The sequence below is a fragment of the Streptomyces kryoterrae genome (assembly GCF_054072135.1).
Map to the genome: position 1 here is coordinate 1,033,874 of NZ_CM133358.1, position 16,595 is coordinate 1,050,468.

The 16,595-nt window shown below is 70.4% G+C and carries 13 protein-coding genes and 2 pseudogenes; 13 read left to right on the top strand and 2 right to left on the bottom strand.

Annotated elements, in window-relative coordinates; translation table 11 throughout:
* Positions 1 to 83 precede the first annotated feature (83 nt).
* Together ACW4TU_RS04235 and ACW4TU_RS04240 are read right to left on the bottom strand one after the other, a co-directional pair.
* Positions 84 to 953: a helix-turn-helix domain-containing protein gene (locus ACW4TU_RS04235; protein ID WP_457424762.1), complete on the bottom strand. Its 870-nt coding sequence runs from the start codon at positions 951 to 953 to the stop codon at positions 84 to 86.
* Positions 950 to 1,834: a helix-turn-helix transcriptional regulator gene (locus ACW4TU_RS04240; protein WP_457424764.1), complete on the bottom strand. Its 885-nt coding sequence runs from the start codon at positions 1,832 to 1,834 to the stop codon at positions 950 to 952. Before ACW4TU_RS04240 ends, ACW4TU_RS04235 begins: the two co-directional genes overlap by 4 nt.
* A 172-nt stretch (positions 1,835 to 2,006) precedes the next feature.
* On the opposite strand from ACW4TU_RS04240, the gene ACW4TU_RS04245 reads away from it, so the two are divergent.
* From ACW4TU_RS04245 to ACW4TU_RS04305, 13 genes and pseudogenes are all read left to right on the top strand, one after another.
* Complete coding sequence (locus ACW4TU_RS04245; RefSeq protein ID WP_457424766.1) at positions 2,007 to 3,023, top strand: zinc-dependent alcohol dehydrogenase family protein; 1,017 nt, start codon at positions 2,007 to 2,009, stop codon at positions 3,021 to 3,023.
* A gap of 77 nt (positions 3,024 to 3,100) precedes the next feature.
* Positions 3,101 to 3,766 carry an SDR family NAD(P)-dependent oxidoreductase gene (locus ACW4TU_RS04250; protein WP_457424768.1) on the top strand — a complete coding sequence of 222 codons (666 nt, stop codon included), beginning with the start codon at positions 3,101 to 3,103 and terminating at the stop codon, positions 3,764 to 3,766.
* Between the two features lie 18 nt (positions 3,767 to 3,784).
* Positions 3,785 to 4,321, top strand: coding sequence for a cyclophilin-like fold protein (locus tag ACW4TU_RS04255; protein ID WP_457424770.1), 537 nt, complete (start codon positions 3,785 to 3,787; stop codon positions 4,319 to 4,321).
* Between the two features lie 193 nt (positions 4,322 to 4,514).
* Positions 4,515 to 5,774: an MFS transporter gene (locus ACW4TU_RS04260; RefSeq protein ID WP_457424772.1), complete on the top strand. Its 1,260-nt coding sequence runs from the start codon at positions 4,515 to 4,517 to the stop codon at positions 5,772 to 5,774.
* Positions 5,775 to 5,893: 119 nt separating this feature from the next.
* Positions 5,894 to 6,661 (top strand): SDR family NAD(P)-dependent oxidoreductase, encoded by a 768-nt coding sequence (locus tag ACW4TU_RS04265; protein ID WP_457430698.1) that lies wholly within the window; start codon positions 5,894 to 5,896, stop codon positions 6,659 to 6,661.
* 120 nt (positions 6,662 to 6,781) lie between these two features.
* Positions 6,782 to 7,108 (top strand): annotated as a pseudogene (locus ACW4TU_RS04270) (cupin domain-containing protein).
* Between the two features lie 74 nt (positions 7,109 to 7,182).
* On the top strand, positions 7,183 to 9,336 hold the full coding sequence (locus ACW4TU_RS04275; protein WP_457424774.1) for an alpha-galactosidase: 2,154 nt from the start codon (positions 7,183 to 7,185) through the stop codon (positions 9,334 to 9,336).
* Between the two features lie 1,047 nt (positions 9,337 to 10,383).
* On the top strand, positions 10,384 to 11,079 hold the full coding sequence (locus ACW4TU_RS04280; RefSeq protein ID WP_457424776.1) for a response regulator: 696 nt from the start codon (positions 10,384 to 10,386) through the stop codon (positions 11,077 to 11,079).
* A gap of 126 nt (positions 11,080 to 11,205) precedes the next feature.
* The gene (locus ACW4TU_RS04285) at positions 11,206 to 11,964 is read left to right on the top strand and encodes a class I SAM-dependent methyltransferase (RefSeq protein WP_457424778.1); all 759 of its coding nucleotides are present in this window, start codon (positions 11,206 to 11,208) and stop codon (positions 11,962 to 11,964) included.
* 149 nt (positions 11,965 to 12,113) lie between these two features.
* Positions 12,114 to 13,304 (top strand): alpha/beta hydrolase, encoded by a 1,191-nt coding sequence (locus ACW4TU_RS04290; RefSeq protein WP_457424780.1) that lies wholly within the window; start codon positions 12,114 to 12,116, stop codon positions 13,302 to 13,304.
* A 180-nt stretch (positions 13,305 to 13,484) separates the two neighbouring features.
* A complete protein-coding gene (locus tag ACW4TU_RS04295) occupies positions 13,485 to 14,705 on the top strand; it encodes an acyltransferase family protein (RefSeq protein ID WP_457430700.1) in 1,221 nt (406 codons plus the stop codon).
* Positions 14,706 to 14,805: 100 nt separating this feature from the next.
* Positions 14,806 to 15,623 (top strand): IS5 family transposase gene (locus ACW4TU_RS04300; protein WP_457424782.1). Its coding sequence is split into 2 segments (ribosomal slippage): positions 14,806 to 15,163 and positions 15,163 to 15,623, totalling 819 coding nucleotides; the frame shifts between segments, so codons are not numbered across the junction.
* 120 nt (positions 15,624 to 15,743) lie between these two features.
* Positions 15,744 to 16,583 (top strand): annotated as a pseudogene (locus ACW4TU_RS04305) (IS5 family transposase); the annotation flags it as partial.
* Positions 16,584 to 16,595 lie beyond the last annotated feature (12 nt).

Consider the following 16,595-nt stretch of genomic DNA (forward strand, 5'->3'; position numbering starts at 1 on the left):
TGAGCAGCAGGTCACGCCCGCGGATCGACCGAGCGTGGGGTACAGCCCGGCGGGGTCAACCTCGGTGTAGGTGCGTCACCCGGTCAGCGGAGGGACGAAGAGGGTGACAGGTTCTGGTCGGCGGCCCAGGAGGCGAGGATGCGCAGCCGTTCGTGGGTGGGGGAACCGGGGGCGGCGGTCCAGACGGTGAGGTGCTGGTCGGGGTCGGTGTTGGCGGTGAGGGTGTCCCAGTCCAGGACGAGTTCGCCGACGACCGGATGGTTGAGGGTCTTGGTGCCCACGGTGCGGCCGGCGACCTTGTGGTCGCCCCACCACTGGGCGAACTGCTTGTCGCGTGTGGACAGTTCACCGACCAGCTCGATGAGGCGGGGATCCTCGGGATACTTCGCCGCCTCCATCCGCACCTGCGCCACGGCGATCCGCGCCGAGCCCTCCCAGTCGGCGTACAGGGTGTGCATCGCCGGGTCGGTGAAGATGAGCCGGGGGTAGTTGCGGTGCTTCTCCGGTACCTGGGAGAAGTCGGTGACCAGCGCGGCGGCCAGCGCGTTCCACGCCAGGATGTCCCCGCGCCGCCCCTGCACGATGGCCGGGGTGGCGGTGAGGTCGTCCAGTACGCGTTGCAGTTGGGGCTGGACCTTCTGCCTGCCGTGGCTCCGGGTGCGGGTGGTGGTCCTGCCCGCGAGCTGGAACAGATAGCCCCGCTCGTCGTCGTCCAGATGCAGGACGCGGGCGAGGATGTCCAGCACAGGGGCGGACGCCTGCATGCGGCCCTGCTCAAGCCTCGTGTAGTAGTCCGTGCTGATCGAGGCCAGCTGGGCGACTTCCTCCCGGCGCAGCCCGTCCACCCGGCGGGGGCCGCCCGTCTCCGGCAGCCCGACTGTGCGCGGGCTCAGTTCGGAGCGGCGCTTCTTGAGGAATTCGCCGAGTTCGTTGAGAGGAACGTTGCTGGTCATGCTTCCCATCCTGACAAGGCCGGAAAGTCGTGGTCGGCGGCCCACGAGGCGAGGATTCCCAGCTGGTCATGCGCGGGAGATCCCGGGGCGGCGGTCCAGACCGTCATGTATTGATCGAGGTCGGTGCTGGCGGTAAAGGTGTCGCAGTCGAGGGTGACCTCGCCCACGACCGGATGGATCAGGGTCTTGGTGCCCACGGTGCGGGCGGCGACGCGGTGATCGCCCCACCACTGGGCGAACTGCTGGTCGCGCATGGACAGTTCACCGACAAGCGCGATCAGACGGGGGTCCTCGGGATGCTTCGCCGCCTCCATCCGCAGCTGCGCCACGGCGATCCGCGCCGAGCCCTCCCAGTCGGCGTACAGGCTGCGCATCGCCGGCTCGGTGAAGATGAGCCGCGGGTAGTTGCGGTGCTTCTCCGGAATACGGGAGAAGTCGGTGATCAGCGCGGCCGCCAGCGCGTTCCACTCCAGAATGTCACCGCGCCGCCCTTGGACCATGGCTGGGACGGAGGTGAGGTCCTGCAGCACCCGCTGCAGTTGCGGCTGGACCTTCTGCACGCTACGGCGGCGGGTACGTACAGTAGCCCTGCCCGCGAGCTGGAAGAGATAGTCCCGCTCGTCGTCGTCCAAGTGGAGTACGCGGGCGAGGACGTCCAGCACAGGAGCAGACGCCTGCATACGGCCCTGCTCAAGACGCGTGTAGTAGTCCGTGCTGATCGAGGCGAGCTGGGCGACCTCCTCACGGCGCAGCCCGTCCACCCGGCGGGGTCGGCTGGTCGACGGGAGTCCGACCGTGGGCGGGCTCAGCTGTGAGCGGCGCTTCTTGAGGAATTCTCCCATTTCATTCGGGGCGACATCGCTGGTCATGCTTCCCAGCATTACATCGATCGCACCCTGGGAAGGGGGGAGAATTTTCTCCCTGGATGTTCCTCTCCCCGGATAGATTCCTCCGCTTTTCGCGCCCGCCCACGCATGCGAGGCTCGATTCCGAGCAGTCGTCCCAGATTTCCGGCTGCGGTTCCAGACCCTCGGACCAAAGGAAACATCCATCATGCGCGGAGCAGTCATTCACGCCCCCGGCGACGTGCGCTTCGAGACCCTGGACGACCCGAAGATCAGCCGCCCGACGGACGCCGTCATCCGCACGGTCGCCACCTGCGTGTGCGGCTCGGACCTGTGGCCCTACCGTGGCGCGGAGCCAGTGGACGAGCCCCACCCGATGGGACACGAGTACGTCGGCATCGTCGAGGAGGTCGGCAGCGAGGTCACCCACGTCAAGCCGGGCCAGTTCGTCGTCGGGTCGTTCGCCACCTCGGACAACACCTGTCCGAACTGCCTGAACGGCTGGCAGTCCTCCTGTCTGCACCGCGAGTTCATGAGTACCTGCCAGGCCGACTACGTGCGGATCCCCAACGCCCACGGCACGCTGGTTGCCACCGACGAGCACCCGGACGCCGCGTTCGTGCCTGGTCTCCTGGCCGTCTCGGATGTGATGGGCACCGGCTGGTACGCCGCCCTCGCCGCCGAGGTGAAGCCCGGCTCCACCGCCGTCGTCGTCGGCGACGGCGCGGTCGGCTTGTGTGGTGTCATCGCCGCGAAGGAGCTCGGGGCGGAGCGGATCATTGCCATGAGCCGCCACGAGTCCCGGCAGAAGCTCGCCCTGGAGTTCGGCGCCACCGACATCGTCAGCGAGCGCGGCGACGAAGGTATCGCCCGCGTCAAGGACCTCACCGGCGGTATCGGTGCCGACTCGGTCCTGGAGTGCGTCGGCACCGCCGAGTCCATGCGGCAGGCCCTGCACTCCGCTCGCCCCGGCGGCAATGTGGGCTTCGTCGGCGTCCCGCATGACGTTGCGGTTGAGGGGCAGGAGCTGTTCTTCTCCCAGGTCGGTTTGCGGGGTGGCCCCGCCCCGGTGCGCCGCTTCCTGCCTGACCTGATCGACCGGGTCCTGACCGGCCGGATAAACCCGGGCAAGGTCTTCGACCTCACCCTGCCCCTTGACCAGGTCGCCGAGGGCTACAAGGCGATGGACGAGCGCCGCGCCATCAAGGCCCTTCTGAAGCCCTGACCGTAAACCGTCCCGCCACTCGGGCCGGGCATCCGAAGCCCGGCCCCTGCGCTACCCCTCCCCACCAAGGACTCACCGTGACCACTTTCGCTCTCATCGGTGCCGGACCCGGCCTCGGGCTCGCCACCGCCCGCCGCTTCGGAAGCGCCGGCCACTCCGTCGCCCTCATCGCCCGCAATGCCCAGAAGCTGGACGACCTCACGGCCGAGCTGGCCCGCGACGGCATCGAGGCCCGCGGCTTCGCCGCCGACGTCCTCGACATCGAGTCCTTGACCACGGCCCTGTACGCGGCCGGCACCTCGCTGGGAACCGTTGAGATCCTCCAGTTCAGCCCCGTGCCCCGGGCGGACTTCATGAAGCCGGTCCTGGACACCGGCGCCGACGACCTCGACGCCCCCCTCGCCTTCTCCGTCAAGGGCCCCGTCACCGCCGTGAACGCCGTCCTGCCCGGCATGCGCGACCTCGGCCGCGGCACCCTGCTGTTCGTCAACGGCTCCAGCGCCGTACGACCCAACCCGAACGTCGCCGGCACCTCGATCGCCTTCGCCGCCGAAAGCGCCTACGCCCGCATGCTCCACGACACGCTCGCCTCGCAGGACATCCACGTCGCCCAGCTGATCGTCCCCGGCGCCATCCGGCCCGACGCCGAGCACAGCAGCCCCGACGCCCTGGCCCGGCGTCTGTACGACATCCACCGCGAGCGCAACGGCTTCCGCCATTACTCCGAGCCCCTGCCCGACTGAACCCCTGGACGCCCCGTGATGCCGACCACCCTCCCGACCTGGGCGGCCCGCAGCGCCGCAGCCGCAGCCCTGCTGCTTGCCGTCACCGCCTGCACCGACAACTCGCCCGCCACCTCCTCCACGCCCTCCGCGTCGTCCCCTTCCGTACGGCACCAGACACCAACCCGCCCGACAGCCACCGCATCGTCCGACAGGAACACCGCCATGAACATCCAGGTCACCATCGACGGCCAACCGGTCGACGCCACCCTCAACGACAACGCCGTAGCCCGCGACTTCGCCTCCCTGCTCCCGCTCAGCCTCGATCTGGAGGACTTCCACCAGACGGAGCGAATCGCCTACCTGTCGCGCAAGCTGGACATCTCCGATGCCCCGGACCCGGCCGCAGTGAAGGCAGGCGACCTGGCCTACTACGCGCCCTGGGGCAACATGGCCCTGTTCTACCGCGACGGCGGCTCCGCCTCCGCCGACCTGATCATCCTCGGCCACGTCGACGACAGCGACGCCCAACGGCTCGCCAATGCCAAACACATCACTATCGAAGTCGCCCCCTGACCCGGCCGACAGCCACCGCAAGCAGGCGGCCGGCGCCCCAGAAGGGGAGAGCATTCCCCCCTTTTCGTCCCCCTTCGGCCGTGGAACCTTTGAACAGGTGGCCGCCGTCCGCTCTGGCGGCCTTCCCATCCCCGTGGCCTGACCGCATTCCGATCTGCCACTCCGCCATTCCGCTCAAGGAGAGTCCACCCGTATGCCTTCCACATCCGGGACCACCCCCGGCAAGCTCCCCTTCGTCGTCTGGGTGCTCGCCGCCGGCACGTTCCTGATGGGCACCACCGAGTTCGTCATCGCCGGACTGCTACCCGAACTGTCCACCGGCCTCGGTGTGAGCACCTCCCAGGCCGGGCTACTGATCACCGCCTTCGCCGTCGGCATGATCATCGGGGCGCCGACCATGGCCCTGGCCACCCTGCGCCTGCCCCAGCGCCAGACGCTGATCCTGGCCCTGTCCGTCTTCAGCCTCGGTCACGTGGTGGCGGCCCTCAGCAGCTCCTTCACCGTCGTCCTCGCCGCCCGCTTCGTCACCGCGCTGGCCACCGGAGCGTTCTGGTCCGTCGGATTCGTCGTCGCCACCACCTCCGCCGGCCCGCAGAGGGCCACCCGCGCCACCGGCGTCATGATCGGCGGCCTGACCCTGGCCAACGTCGTCGGCGTACCCATCGGCTCCTTCGCCGGCCAGTTCATCGGCTGGCGCGGCCCGTTCTGGGCCCTGGCCGCCCTCTCCGCGCTCGCCGCCGTCTTCATCGGCCGCTTCATCCCCACCCAGGAACAACGCGCGAACGTCTCGCTGCGCGCCGAGTTCGGCGCCCTGCGCCAGGGCCGGCTGTGGCTGGCGCTGAGCGCCGCCATGCTGATCATGGGCGGTGTCCTGGCGACCTATAGTTACGTCACCCCGCTGCTGACCGACCGCGCCGGCATTCCGGCGAGCGTCGTCCCGTTCGTCCTCATCGCCTTCGGCGTCGGCGCCCTGGGCGGCACCACCACCGGCGGCCGTCTGGGTGAGCGCCGTCCGATGGCCACCACCATCACCGCCGCCGCGGCCACCGCCCTGGTCCTGTTCCTGATGATCCCGCTGTCCACCAACGCGGTCACGGCCACGATCCTGGTCTTCCTCATGGGCCTGACCGGTTTCGCGGTGAACCCCGTCGTCACGGCGCTCGCCATGCGCTTCGCCGGCGACGCCCCCACCCTCACCTCCGCGCTGACCACCTCCGCCTTCAACGTCGGCGTGGCCGGCGGATCCTTCATCGCGGGCGCAGCCCTGGACTCCTCCCTCGGCCTGACCGGCCCACCCCTGGTCGGCACCGTCATCGCCGTACTCACCCTGCTCCCGCTCATCGCCCTCGCCGTCCACGGCACCTCCGGCAGGAGCCGAATCGTCGCCCAGCACCCTGCTGCCCCGGCCCGCGCGCTGGATGACGAGCCGGCACAGACACCGTCGCATCGCTGACCCCAGCCCTGGCCACCGCACACCGCTGACGTGGCCCAGCGCACAGAACAAGCAAGCCCCCGCCATGAATGGAATGGAGAACGCCAAAACCACAAATCGCCACGATGGGAGAGCACGACGTGAACCCCACCTACGACTTCACCGGCCAGGTCGCCCTCGTCACCGGAGCAGGCTCAGGCATGGGCCTGGCGACCGCCCGCGCCTTCGCCGAGTCCGGAGCCGCCGTCGCCCTCACCGACATCGACGAAGCCGCCCTGAACGCGGCCGCGAAGGAACTCACCGACGCGGGCCACCGGGTCCTCGCCCTCACCTGTGACGTCACCGACGAGGACCAGGTCGCCGCCGCCGTCGACCGCACCGTCGAGGCCTTCGGCCGCCTCGACATGGCCTACAACAACGCCGGCATCCAGATCCCGCCCAGCGACGCCGCCGACGAACCCGCCGAACGCTTCGACCGCGTCAACGCCATCAACCTCCGCGGCGTATGGGCCTGTATGAAGCACGAGCTACGGCACATGCGTGCCCAAGGCAGTGGCGCCATCGTCAACTGCTCCTCACTCGGCGGCCTGGTCGGTCTTCCCGGCCGCGCCTCCTACCACGCCTCCAAACACGGCGTGATCGGCCTGACCACCAGTGCCGCCCTCGAATACGCCCCGCGCGGTATCCGCATCAACGCCGTCTGCCCCGGCACCATCGACACCCCCATGGTCAGCGACATGATCGCCAAGGGAGAACTCGACCGCGCGGAAGCCGAGGCCAACCAGCCGATCAACCGGCTCGGCACCGCCGAGGAGATCGCCCACGCCGTTCTGTGGCTGTGCAGCCCGGGAGCCGGTTTCGTCGTCGGCGTCGCCCTCCCCGTCGACGGAGGTTACGTCGCCCGATAAGGACGGGCCACGACGCCGTCATCGGGCCGGCATCCCAAACCCCGCTCGTAGGCAACGATGTAGGAGGAGCCATGCAGTTCGTCAAGCAGCAAGGCCCCGGCGGACCGGTTCACAGGTGACGTGTGGTGGGACGTCATCGTGGCCGGCCAGGAGCCAACCCGGATTCGCGTCAACATGGTCCGCTTTCCCCCGAGCGCCGCACACCAACTGGCACTCCCATGTGCTGGGCCAGACCCTACGCGTCGTCTCCGGTATCGCCCTGATCGGCACCCGGGACGGCACGATCTTCGAGACCCACCCGGGCGAAACGATTCCCTGCCCGCAGGCGAAGAGCACTGGCACGGGGCGGCCCCCGACCGGTTCATGGAGCACCTCGCCCTGTGGGAAGCCAAGGGCGACGGCACCACGGAAACCACCTGGGCCGAACCGGTCACCGACCAGCAGTAGAAGGGTCCGCACCCGCGAACTGCCGCATGCCACCGCCTGATCCCGCCCCTGACACGCTAAGGACGACCCGTTCCATGAAGACCCCGATCAATGCCGCAGCCGAGGGCCCCATCCACATGCGGGCAGCAGGCGTGAGCCTGGTGCTCGACACGCGGGGCAACGGCCTGCCCACCGTCCTCCACTGGGGCACCGACCTCGGCGACCTCACCCAGCAGGAGCTGTCACAGCTGGCCGAGGCCGTCACCATGCCGAACATGCCGGGGTTCGACGACGTCGTGCCGCGGGTCGCATTGTTGCCCGAGCACGGCACCGGATGGCCAGGACAGCCAGGATTGACCGGGCATCGCCAAGGCGCCGACTGGTCACCCCTGTTCACCCTCGACTCGGTGGAGGCCGACAGCCTCTCGGTACGGATCCGGGCCACTGACCGGACCGCCCGCCTCGGCCTCGTCCTGGAGGCCGGCCTCACCCCGTCCGGGCTGGTGCGGATGCGGGCCGCCGTGCGCAACGACGACTCCGTACGGCCGTTCACGCTCGACGGGTTGATGCTCGCGCTGCCGGTCCCCGATGCCGCCACCGAACTGCTCGACCTCACCGGCCGCTGGTGCCGTGAACGCGCCCCGCAGCGCCATCCGTTCAACGCCGGCACCTGGCTGCGCGAGACCCGCAGTGGCCGCACCGGCCCCGACGCCGCCCTGGTCCTTACTGCCGGGACACCGGGCTTCGGCTTCGGCTTCGGCGAGGTGTGGGGTCTTCACATCGCCTGGAGCGGCAACCACCGGATCCTGGCCGAACGGCTGCCCACCGGCCGCCCGGTCGTCGCCGCCGGTGAACTGCTGCTTCCGGGCGAAGTGATCCTCGGCCCCGGCGAGCAGTACACCGGCCCCTGGCTCTACGGCTCCCACAGCGACCAGGGCCTGGACGGTCTGTCCGCCCGCTTCCACGACCACCTCCGCGCCCGCCCCGGACATCCGCGCCGGGCCCGCCCGGTGGTGCTCAACACCTGGGAAGCCGTCTACTTCGACCACGACCTCGACAAGCTCACCCACCTCGCCGACCTCGGCGCCCAGGTCGGCGTGGAACGCTTCGTCCTGGACGACGGCTGGTTCCGTCACCGCCGCGACGACCGGGCAGGGCTCGGCGACTGGTACGTCGACGAGACCGTCTGGCCCGACGGCCTGCGCCCGCTGATCGACCATGTCCGCGCGCTCGGGATGGAGTTCGGCCTGTGGGTCGAACCGGAGATGGTCAACCCCGACTCCGACCTGGCCCGCGCCCACCCCGAATGGATCCTGGCCACCGGCGGCCGTATCCCCGCCGACCGCCGCTCCCAGCAGGTCCTGGACCTCACCCACCCCGAGGCGTACGCGTACATCCTGGAACGGCTCGACGCCCTGCTCACCGAGTACGACATCGCCTACCTCAAGTGGGACCACAACCGCGAACTGGTCGACGCCGGCCACTCACCGGGCGGCGAACCCGCCGTCCACCGCCAGACTCTCGCCGTCTATGCCCTGCTCGACGCACTGCGCGCACGCCACCCGGGCCTGGAGATCGAATCCTGCTCCAGCGGCGGCGGACGGGTCGACCTCGCCATCCTGGAGCGCACCGACCGCATCTGGGCCAGCGACTGCAACGACGCCCTGGAACGCCAGTCGATCAACCGCTGGACCGGCCTGCTCCTCCCACCCGAACTCGTCGGCTCCCACATCGGCGCCGCCCGCTCCCACACCACCGGCCGCACCCACGACCTCGCCTTCCGGGCCGGCACCGCGCTCTTCGGCCACCTCGGCATCGAATGGGACCTGACCCGCGCGAGCGAGAGCGAACGCACCGAACTCGCCCGCTGGGTCTCCCTCCACAAGCAGCTCCGCGGCCTGCTGCACACCGGCCGTGCAGTCCGCGTCGACCACGCCGACCCGGCCCTGTGGGCCCACGGAGTCATCTCCCACGACCGGACCGAAGCCGTCTTCGCCCTCACAGCCGTGGCCACCCCAGTCGCCGCCCACCCCGGCACGCTACGGCTGCCCGGCCTCGACCCGCACACCACGTACCACCTGCGCCCGCTGCCCCCGGCCGACCAGGCCCCCGGCATGGAACGCGGAACCCCCGCCTGGTGCACCAAGAACGGCATCACACTGCCCGGCAGCGTCCTGGAACGCGTCGGCATCCGGCTCCCCACCCTCCACCCCGAACAGCTCATCCTGCTCCACCTCACGAGTGGCTGAGCCTCCGCCGCTTGGCTCGAAGTCGGGTAGAACTGAAGGTCCCGGCCGCTGGGCGGCCGGGACCGTTCCCCTGCCACTGTGTATGCGGCGCGTGGCCGACGCCCCTCTTCGCCCGTCCCGACCACACGGCTGGACGCCGGCCGGCCGAAGGCCAGTGTCTGGGAGTAGTCCGCATTGCCCACATGTAGTGGCGATCGATCCGGTGCTGTCGGATCAACGCGGAGGAGGCGTTGATGTTCGGAGACGGGGCCGGGACCCTCTACGTGCAGCACCGGTTTAGGCTGCAGACATCACGGATACGTGGCCTTCGACATGCGTCCCGCAGGGCGTTGTCCTGGCTGCCGACCCTCCTTCGTAGCATTCCGAGCCAACCGCCATGGCTTTCTCCGCTCGGCAGAGCGCGTCGTCCGGTGACCCTGGCCTACCGATGAGCGCAGCGTCTCGGTCGAACCGATCCCCAGCTTGCTCGCGACCGCCTTCATCGCGACTCACTCGGTGGCGTACTCGGGCCGCACCTCGGCGACTATGCGGACCACACAATTGTGCAGCTCAGGGGGGAGGGACGTGCCATGACTCCACCCAACTCGGGGCAGTCGGAGCCTCCGTTCGACCCGGAACGGTTCACCCAGGTGATCCCCACCCCTCCGTGGTCGCCGCACACGGACGGGGTGGCGTCGGGTTGGCAAAGAGATCGGCGTTGTTTCTGACGAGGGGCTGGTGAACGGTTCTCTCTAGACTCCCTCCTCCACCGTTCGGCCAGTACAGAGGCGGTCCCGGCCCCGGATTCCGGCCGTTCGGTTGAGGCATTGCTGCCCTCCCGAGCGCAAGATTGGGCTGCCGGACCCCGCAGAGGTGCACGGGCTGCGAGGGAGCCGGACATGACGAGGACACCGCCGCGCGGCAGGCGGACAAACCGGCACCTGGCGCGGGTCACGGCGCTGGCTGTGGCCGCGCTGATCGCCACGCAAGCGGCCCGCGTCGGCAGGTCTGCCTGCCCGCTGACCTCGACTTACCGGCGTACGGACGTACTCAAGAAAGCAGGGCGGCATGACAGGCGGCACGGCAATTCGGGTGGTCGTCGTCGACGACCAGGACATGGTGCGCTCGGGGTTCGCCGCGCTGCTGTCCGCGCAGAGCGACATCGACATCGTGGGCGAGGCACCCAACGGCCGGGTCGGTGTCGAGGTCAGCCGTCACACGCATCCCGACGTCGTGGTGATGGATGTACGGATGCCCGAGATGGATGGCCTGGAGGCCACCCGGCAGTTGCTGGACCCGCCGCGCGGTGTCGTCCACCGGCCCAGGGTGCTCATGCTGACCACCTTCGACATCGACGACTACATCTACGAGGCGCTGCACGTCGGCGCCAGCGGCTTCCTGCTCAAGGACGCGCCGGTCGCCGAACTCGTGCATGCGGTACGCGTGATCGCCGCCGGTGACGCGCTGCTCGCGCCGTCCGTCACCCGCCGCCTCATCGAGGACGTGGCCCTGAGGCGCCCCGCCGCGCCCCGGGCCGCCCGGCTGCGTCTGAACGGCCTCACGCCCCGGGAGACGGAGGTCTTGTCGCTGGTGGCGCGGGGCCTGTCGAACACCGAGATCGCGGCGCGGCTGGTGGTGGCCGAGCAGACCGTCAAGACGCACATGACCCGACTGCTCGCCAAGCTCGCCGCCCGCGACCGGGCCCAACTCGTCGTCTTCGCGTACGAGTCAGGGCTCATCGTGCCCGGGGCTTCGCCTGCCTGACCGGTCACCGTGTCGTGCCAGGGTGCGACACCCGAGTTGGCACCCAGGTGTGATGTGCGGTCCCCCACCCACGCTCCAGCATCACCGCACCCCGAACACGGAAACGGTTTCGCAGGAGCGTGACGCATGTACCAGCCCATCGGCCACCAGCCCGTCGACGGCCAGTCCAACAACCACCGTCCCCTCGACGATCAGCCCATCGACCTCGACCACATCAGCCGCCTCTACCGCACCTTCGCTGAGGACCTCGACCGGGCCCGCGAACGCCAGCGCACGCTGCTCGCGCCGCCCACCTCGATGAAGGCCCAGCTCGACGACGTCGAGGCGGAGATCACCTATCTCCTCCTGCGCGAGGCCCGACCCGAGACGGTCGTGGAGATCGGCACCTTCCACGGCTGGTCCACGACCTGGATCCTGCGCGCCCTGCGCGACAACGGCACTGGGCACCTGTACTCGCACGACATCGTCGACCACGTCGTACGGGAGGTGCCGGACACCCTCTCGGCGGGCCGCTGGACGTTCACGCAGGGGGACGCGCGGGAGAACCTCGAGAAGATCCCCGCCGGCGCGGACTTCCTGTTCATCGACGCGGCGCACTCCGCGAGCTTCGCCCGCTGGTACATCCGGCACCTGTTCCCGCGGCTGCGGCCGGGCATACCGGTGTGCGTCCACGACGTCTTCCACGGACGCAGGGCATTGCCGTTCACCGAGGGGGCGGTGGTGCTGCGCTGGCTGGCCGAGCGGGAGAACCCCTTCTTCACCGCCTCCCGGGCCCACGCTCCCGAGATCCACGACCGGCTGAAGGACGTCAAGCGGTCCCTCGCGCTGGGCCACCCGGTACGGGAGAGCCGCGACAACCCGATGATCTTCTTCACTCTACGGTGAGGCATGTCCGGCGCCCCCTACCTGGGTGCTACCCGGAGATTGGCTCCCCGGTGTGACGCCGTCCGGCATCCCCGCTCCCTACCTTCCGCCCATCAGGTCGCCCACGGAAAGGCGGCGGCGACGGAAGCACGGAAACGGGGAGACACACCATGAGGCGTCTCAAGCGCACACTGACCGTCTGCGCACTGGTGCTGGCGACGGTCGCGGGGACGGCGGGCTGGGCGGCGGGCGATGTGCAGACCGCCGTCACCGGCCCGCCTCCGGGCTCGGCGGCGTGGACGGCGGACCAGGTGCTCGGCAGACGGCTGCCGGACCCGGCGTCGGCGGCGCCCGCCCAGGTCGCGCGGTTCCTCACCGGGCTGACGGCGGCGCAGCGGACGGTACTGGCCGAGCGTCACCCGCTCGTCGTGGGGGGCCTCGACGGCGCCCCGCCCGAGCTCCGGTACACCGCCAACGCCCGCGCCCTGACCGCCGGACGCGACCGCGAACTGGCCCGCGCCACCGACCCCGAGCAGCCCGAGGACGTCCGCCGACAGGCCCGGACACGGGCGGTGACGTACGAGGGACTGCTGGCACCCGGGCATCACATCCTCGCCTTCGACCCGCGGGGGCGGGGCCAGGTCGCCGAGGTGTACGGGGAGCTGCGGACCGCCCGCCGGATCGCGGTCGTCGTACCGGGCTCCGACACCGACCTTGCCTCGTACGACGCCACGGCCGACATGGCCCTCGATCTGCGCGCCGAGATGATCCGGCTGGCGCCCGCCGACCGCCCGGCGGTGATCGTGTGGGTCGGCTACACGACCCCGGTCGGCGTCGGCTGGGACGCGGCCACCGGACACCTCGCGGAGGAGGGAGCGCCCCGGCTTCTCCGCTTCCTGGAGGGCCTGGCCGCGACAACCCGCCCGGTGAGCCCGCCCTCGGTGTTCTGCCACAGCTACGGCTCGGTGCTGTGCGGCGCCGCCGCCCACAGGCTGACCGGGCGGCAGGTGTCCGATCTCGTGGTCGCGGCGTCGCCCGGTATGCGTATCGGCCGGGCCGGCCAAGTGCCCGTCGGGGCACGGTCCCGGCTGTGGGCGACCGCCCGGGACGCGACCGACTGGATCCGCCGGGTCCCTCCCGTCGAGCTCTTCGGTCTCGGCCACGGCGCCGACCCGGCCGACCCTGACTTCGGCGCCCGCGTCGTCTCCTCCGCCGGGGCCCAGGGCCACACCGGCTACTTCACCCCCGGCACCGCGTCCCTGCGCAACTACGCCGACATCGCCGTCGGCCACTACGGGGCCGTGACCTGTGCCCACCCCGCCCCGAACGCCTCGGAGGACTGCCGCCATGGGCTTCACTGATCTCCCCCCTCGGGCCGCCGACACCCGAAATCCGCTGCCCGCGACCCCACACACACCACTCGGCCCGGCCCGCCCGGCAGATGCGCCAGTCCCTCCCGGGCCGCCCGACGGCACCCGGCCGACACCCGGACGCCCCCCGACGACGGGCGAACAGGCGGGTGGCTCCCGGCCCGTGAGCGACTGCGCCACGCAGCCGCCGCCGCGGCCGCCCGTGTCGAGCACCGCACCCCCGTCCACCGCGACCGCGCCCTCGACGGGCTGCGCGCTCTCGCGCTGGTGTCCGTCCCCGTAGGTCACTGGCTGCTCGGCGGTCTCACCCTCGGCTCCGAGGGCGCGCTGCACAACACGAGCCCGCTCGGCGCCTTCGGGTTCCTCGCCCCGGTGAGCTGGGTGTTGCAGTTGCTCGGCATCTTCTTCCTGGTCGGTGGCCGTGCCTCCGGTCTGTCCCTGCGCCGCTCGGCCGAACGCGGGGTGCCGACAGGCGTCTGGCTGCGCGGTCGGCTGGCCCGTCTCGGTCGCCCCGTCCTCGGCGTCGCGGCGGTGTGGGCCGCACTCCTGCCGGTGCTGTACGCCGCCGGGGTGCCGGCCGGGACACTGCGCACCGGGGTGGTGCTGGTGGTGCAGCCGCTGTGGTTCGTCGGTATCTACGCGCTGGTGACGGCCCTCACGCCCTGGTGCGTGCGCGCCGCGCGGACGTACGGCGGGTGGGCCGCCGTACCGCTGCTCGGCTCGGTCGCCGTCGTGGACCTGCTGCGGTACGGCCCCTGGGCGGACGGCATGCCGTCCTGGCTGGGTCTGCTCAACCTCGGGCCGGGTTGGCTGTTCGCCTACCAACTGGGCGTCTGCTGGGGCGAGGGCCGGCTCGGCCGGCTCGGCGCCCGGCGGATGCTGCTCGGGGGCGGCGCATTGTTCGCCGTACTGCTCCTCGCCTTGCACTACCCGGCGAGCATGGTCGGCGTGCCGGGCACGGGCCGCACCAACTCCCACCCGCCGTCACTGCTCGTGCTCGCGCTGGCTTGTGTGCAGTGCGGGGCGGCGATCCTGCTGCGGGACCGGCTCGACGCGCTGCTGCGGCGCCGGCGCGGGCTGTGGGCGGCGGTCGTGGCCGTGAACCTGTCCGCGATGACGATCTTCTGCTGGCACCAGACGGCCCTGCTCACCCTGGCGATGCCCGCCTCGCTCCTCGGCGGCCCGATCCCGGGGCTCACCACTCCCCCGGACACCACCGTCTGGATACTCGCCCGGCTCGCCTGGCTGCCGCTCATCGCCGCCACCCTGCTCGCCCTGGGCCGCCTCGCCCACCGCTTCGAAACACCCTGGACCAGTATCCGAGGGCCCCGCCGAGCGGCGGTCGCTGTGCTGGCCGGAGCCTTCGTCTGCTATGCCCTGGCGGTCGTCTGAGCCGCCTTTCGCAGGGATGCGATGCGGGGAAGTGTCTAAGAGGTCCTAACAGAAGTTGTTGATCATGTGACTTTCGGCTTGGGTGGTCGTTGGTCTGGTCGTGGGGAAACGACAGTCGCGGCCATGGGTCGTGTCGGATGAACTGTGGTCGCTGATCGAGCCGTTGCTGCCCGGGCCGGGGCCGAAGTTGGTGGAGGGCCGTCCGCGGGTCCCGGACCGGCAGGCGTTGTGCGGGATCTTGTTCGTGTTGCATACGGGCATCCAATGGGAGTACCTGCCGCAGGAGTTGGGCTTCGGGTCGGGGATGACGTGCTGGCGGCGGCTGGCCGCGTGGAACGAGGCCGGTGTGTGGGAGGAACTGCACCTGGTGCTGCTGAGGAAGCTGCGGGCCGCGGGGAAGCTGGACTGGTCGCGGGCGGTGATCGACTCCTCCCACGTCAGGGCGGCGCGGCGCGGCCCAAAAGCGGGCCCAGCCCGGTCGATCGCGCACGGCCGGGCAGCAAGCACCACGTCCTCACCGACGGGCAGGGGATCCCGCTCGCGGTGTCCTTGACCGGCGGCAACCGCAACGACGTCACGCAGTTGCTGCCGCTGCTGGACAAGGTTCCGGCGGTGGCAGGCGTCGTCGGCCGGCCCCGACGCAGACCCGACGCGCTCCTCGCCGACCGCGGCTACGACCACGACAAGTACCGCCGCCTGCTGTGGCAGCGCGGCATCCGCCCGGTCATCGCCGAACGAGGCGTTGAACACGGCTCCGGCCTGGGCATCTTCCGTTGGGTGGTAGAGCGCACGATCGCCTGGCTGCACGGCTTCCGGCGCCTGCGGATCCGCTGGGAACGACGCGACGACATCCACGAAGCCTTCCTCGGCCTCGCCACCTGCCTCATCACCCACCGACACGTCCAACGCCTTTGTTAGGACCTCTAAGTGAGCCCGGCGGTAGGTGTGGCGAATGGCCGTGTGACGACCCGGAGGCAAGACAGGGACGAGCCTGGGTGATCATGGAGTTCTTGACGCTCGGTGATCACCGGAGGGCTCGTGCCTGTCCTGCCATCATGCCTGCTCGAACCCCCGTGGGACCAGTTCGCAGCGCTGCTGCCCGAGCATGTCGATACCCATCCGCTCGGCTGCCACAATCCGCGCATGCCGGACCGGATTGTCTTCGAGCGAGTCATCGCCGCCCTGGTGCACGGCTCCGGATACGAGCGGATCGCCGACCGCCAGTGCTCCGACCGCACCATCCGACGTCGCGTCAAGTACTGGTCACAGCTGGGCATGGCCGAGCAGGTCCACGGGCCGGCCGTGCAGGCGTACGACCGCATGATCGGCCTCCAACTCCATGAGCTGTCCGTCGACGGGTGCATCACCAAGGCTCCCTGCGGCGGCGAGAGAGCCGGACGCTCCCCGGTCGACCGGGGCAAGCAGGGCCTGAAGCGCTCAGTGGCCACCGAAGCCCGCGGCGTCCCGATCGGTCTCGTCTCGGCCGGGGCCAACCGTCATGACTCCCCGCTGCTCGTGCCCACCCTGGAGGCCGCGAAGAAGCAGATCGGTGTGTTTCCCGAGCAGGTCAACGTCAACTTGGACCGGGGCTACGACAGTGACAAGACCCGAGCCGCGCTCGAGGAACTGGGCTTCACCGGCGAGATCGCCCGCAAGGGCGTGCCCGCACCGATCCAGGCCGGCAAGAGGTGGGTCGTGGAGCGGAGCCACGCATGGATGAACGGCTTCGGCAAGGTCCGCCGCTGCACCGAGAAGAGCCAGTGCGCTGTGGACCTCTACCTCTGTCTGTCCGCCGCAATCGTCACGCTCCGCATGCTTATCCGCCGCGCGACCCCGCTCTACCGCTGGGACGGACGGCCCACCCCCAAGAGACTCAAGTCACGCCTGCTG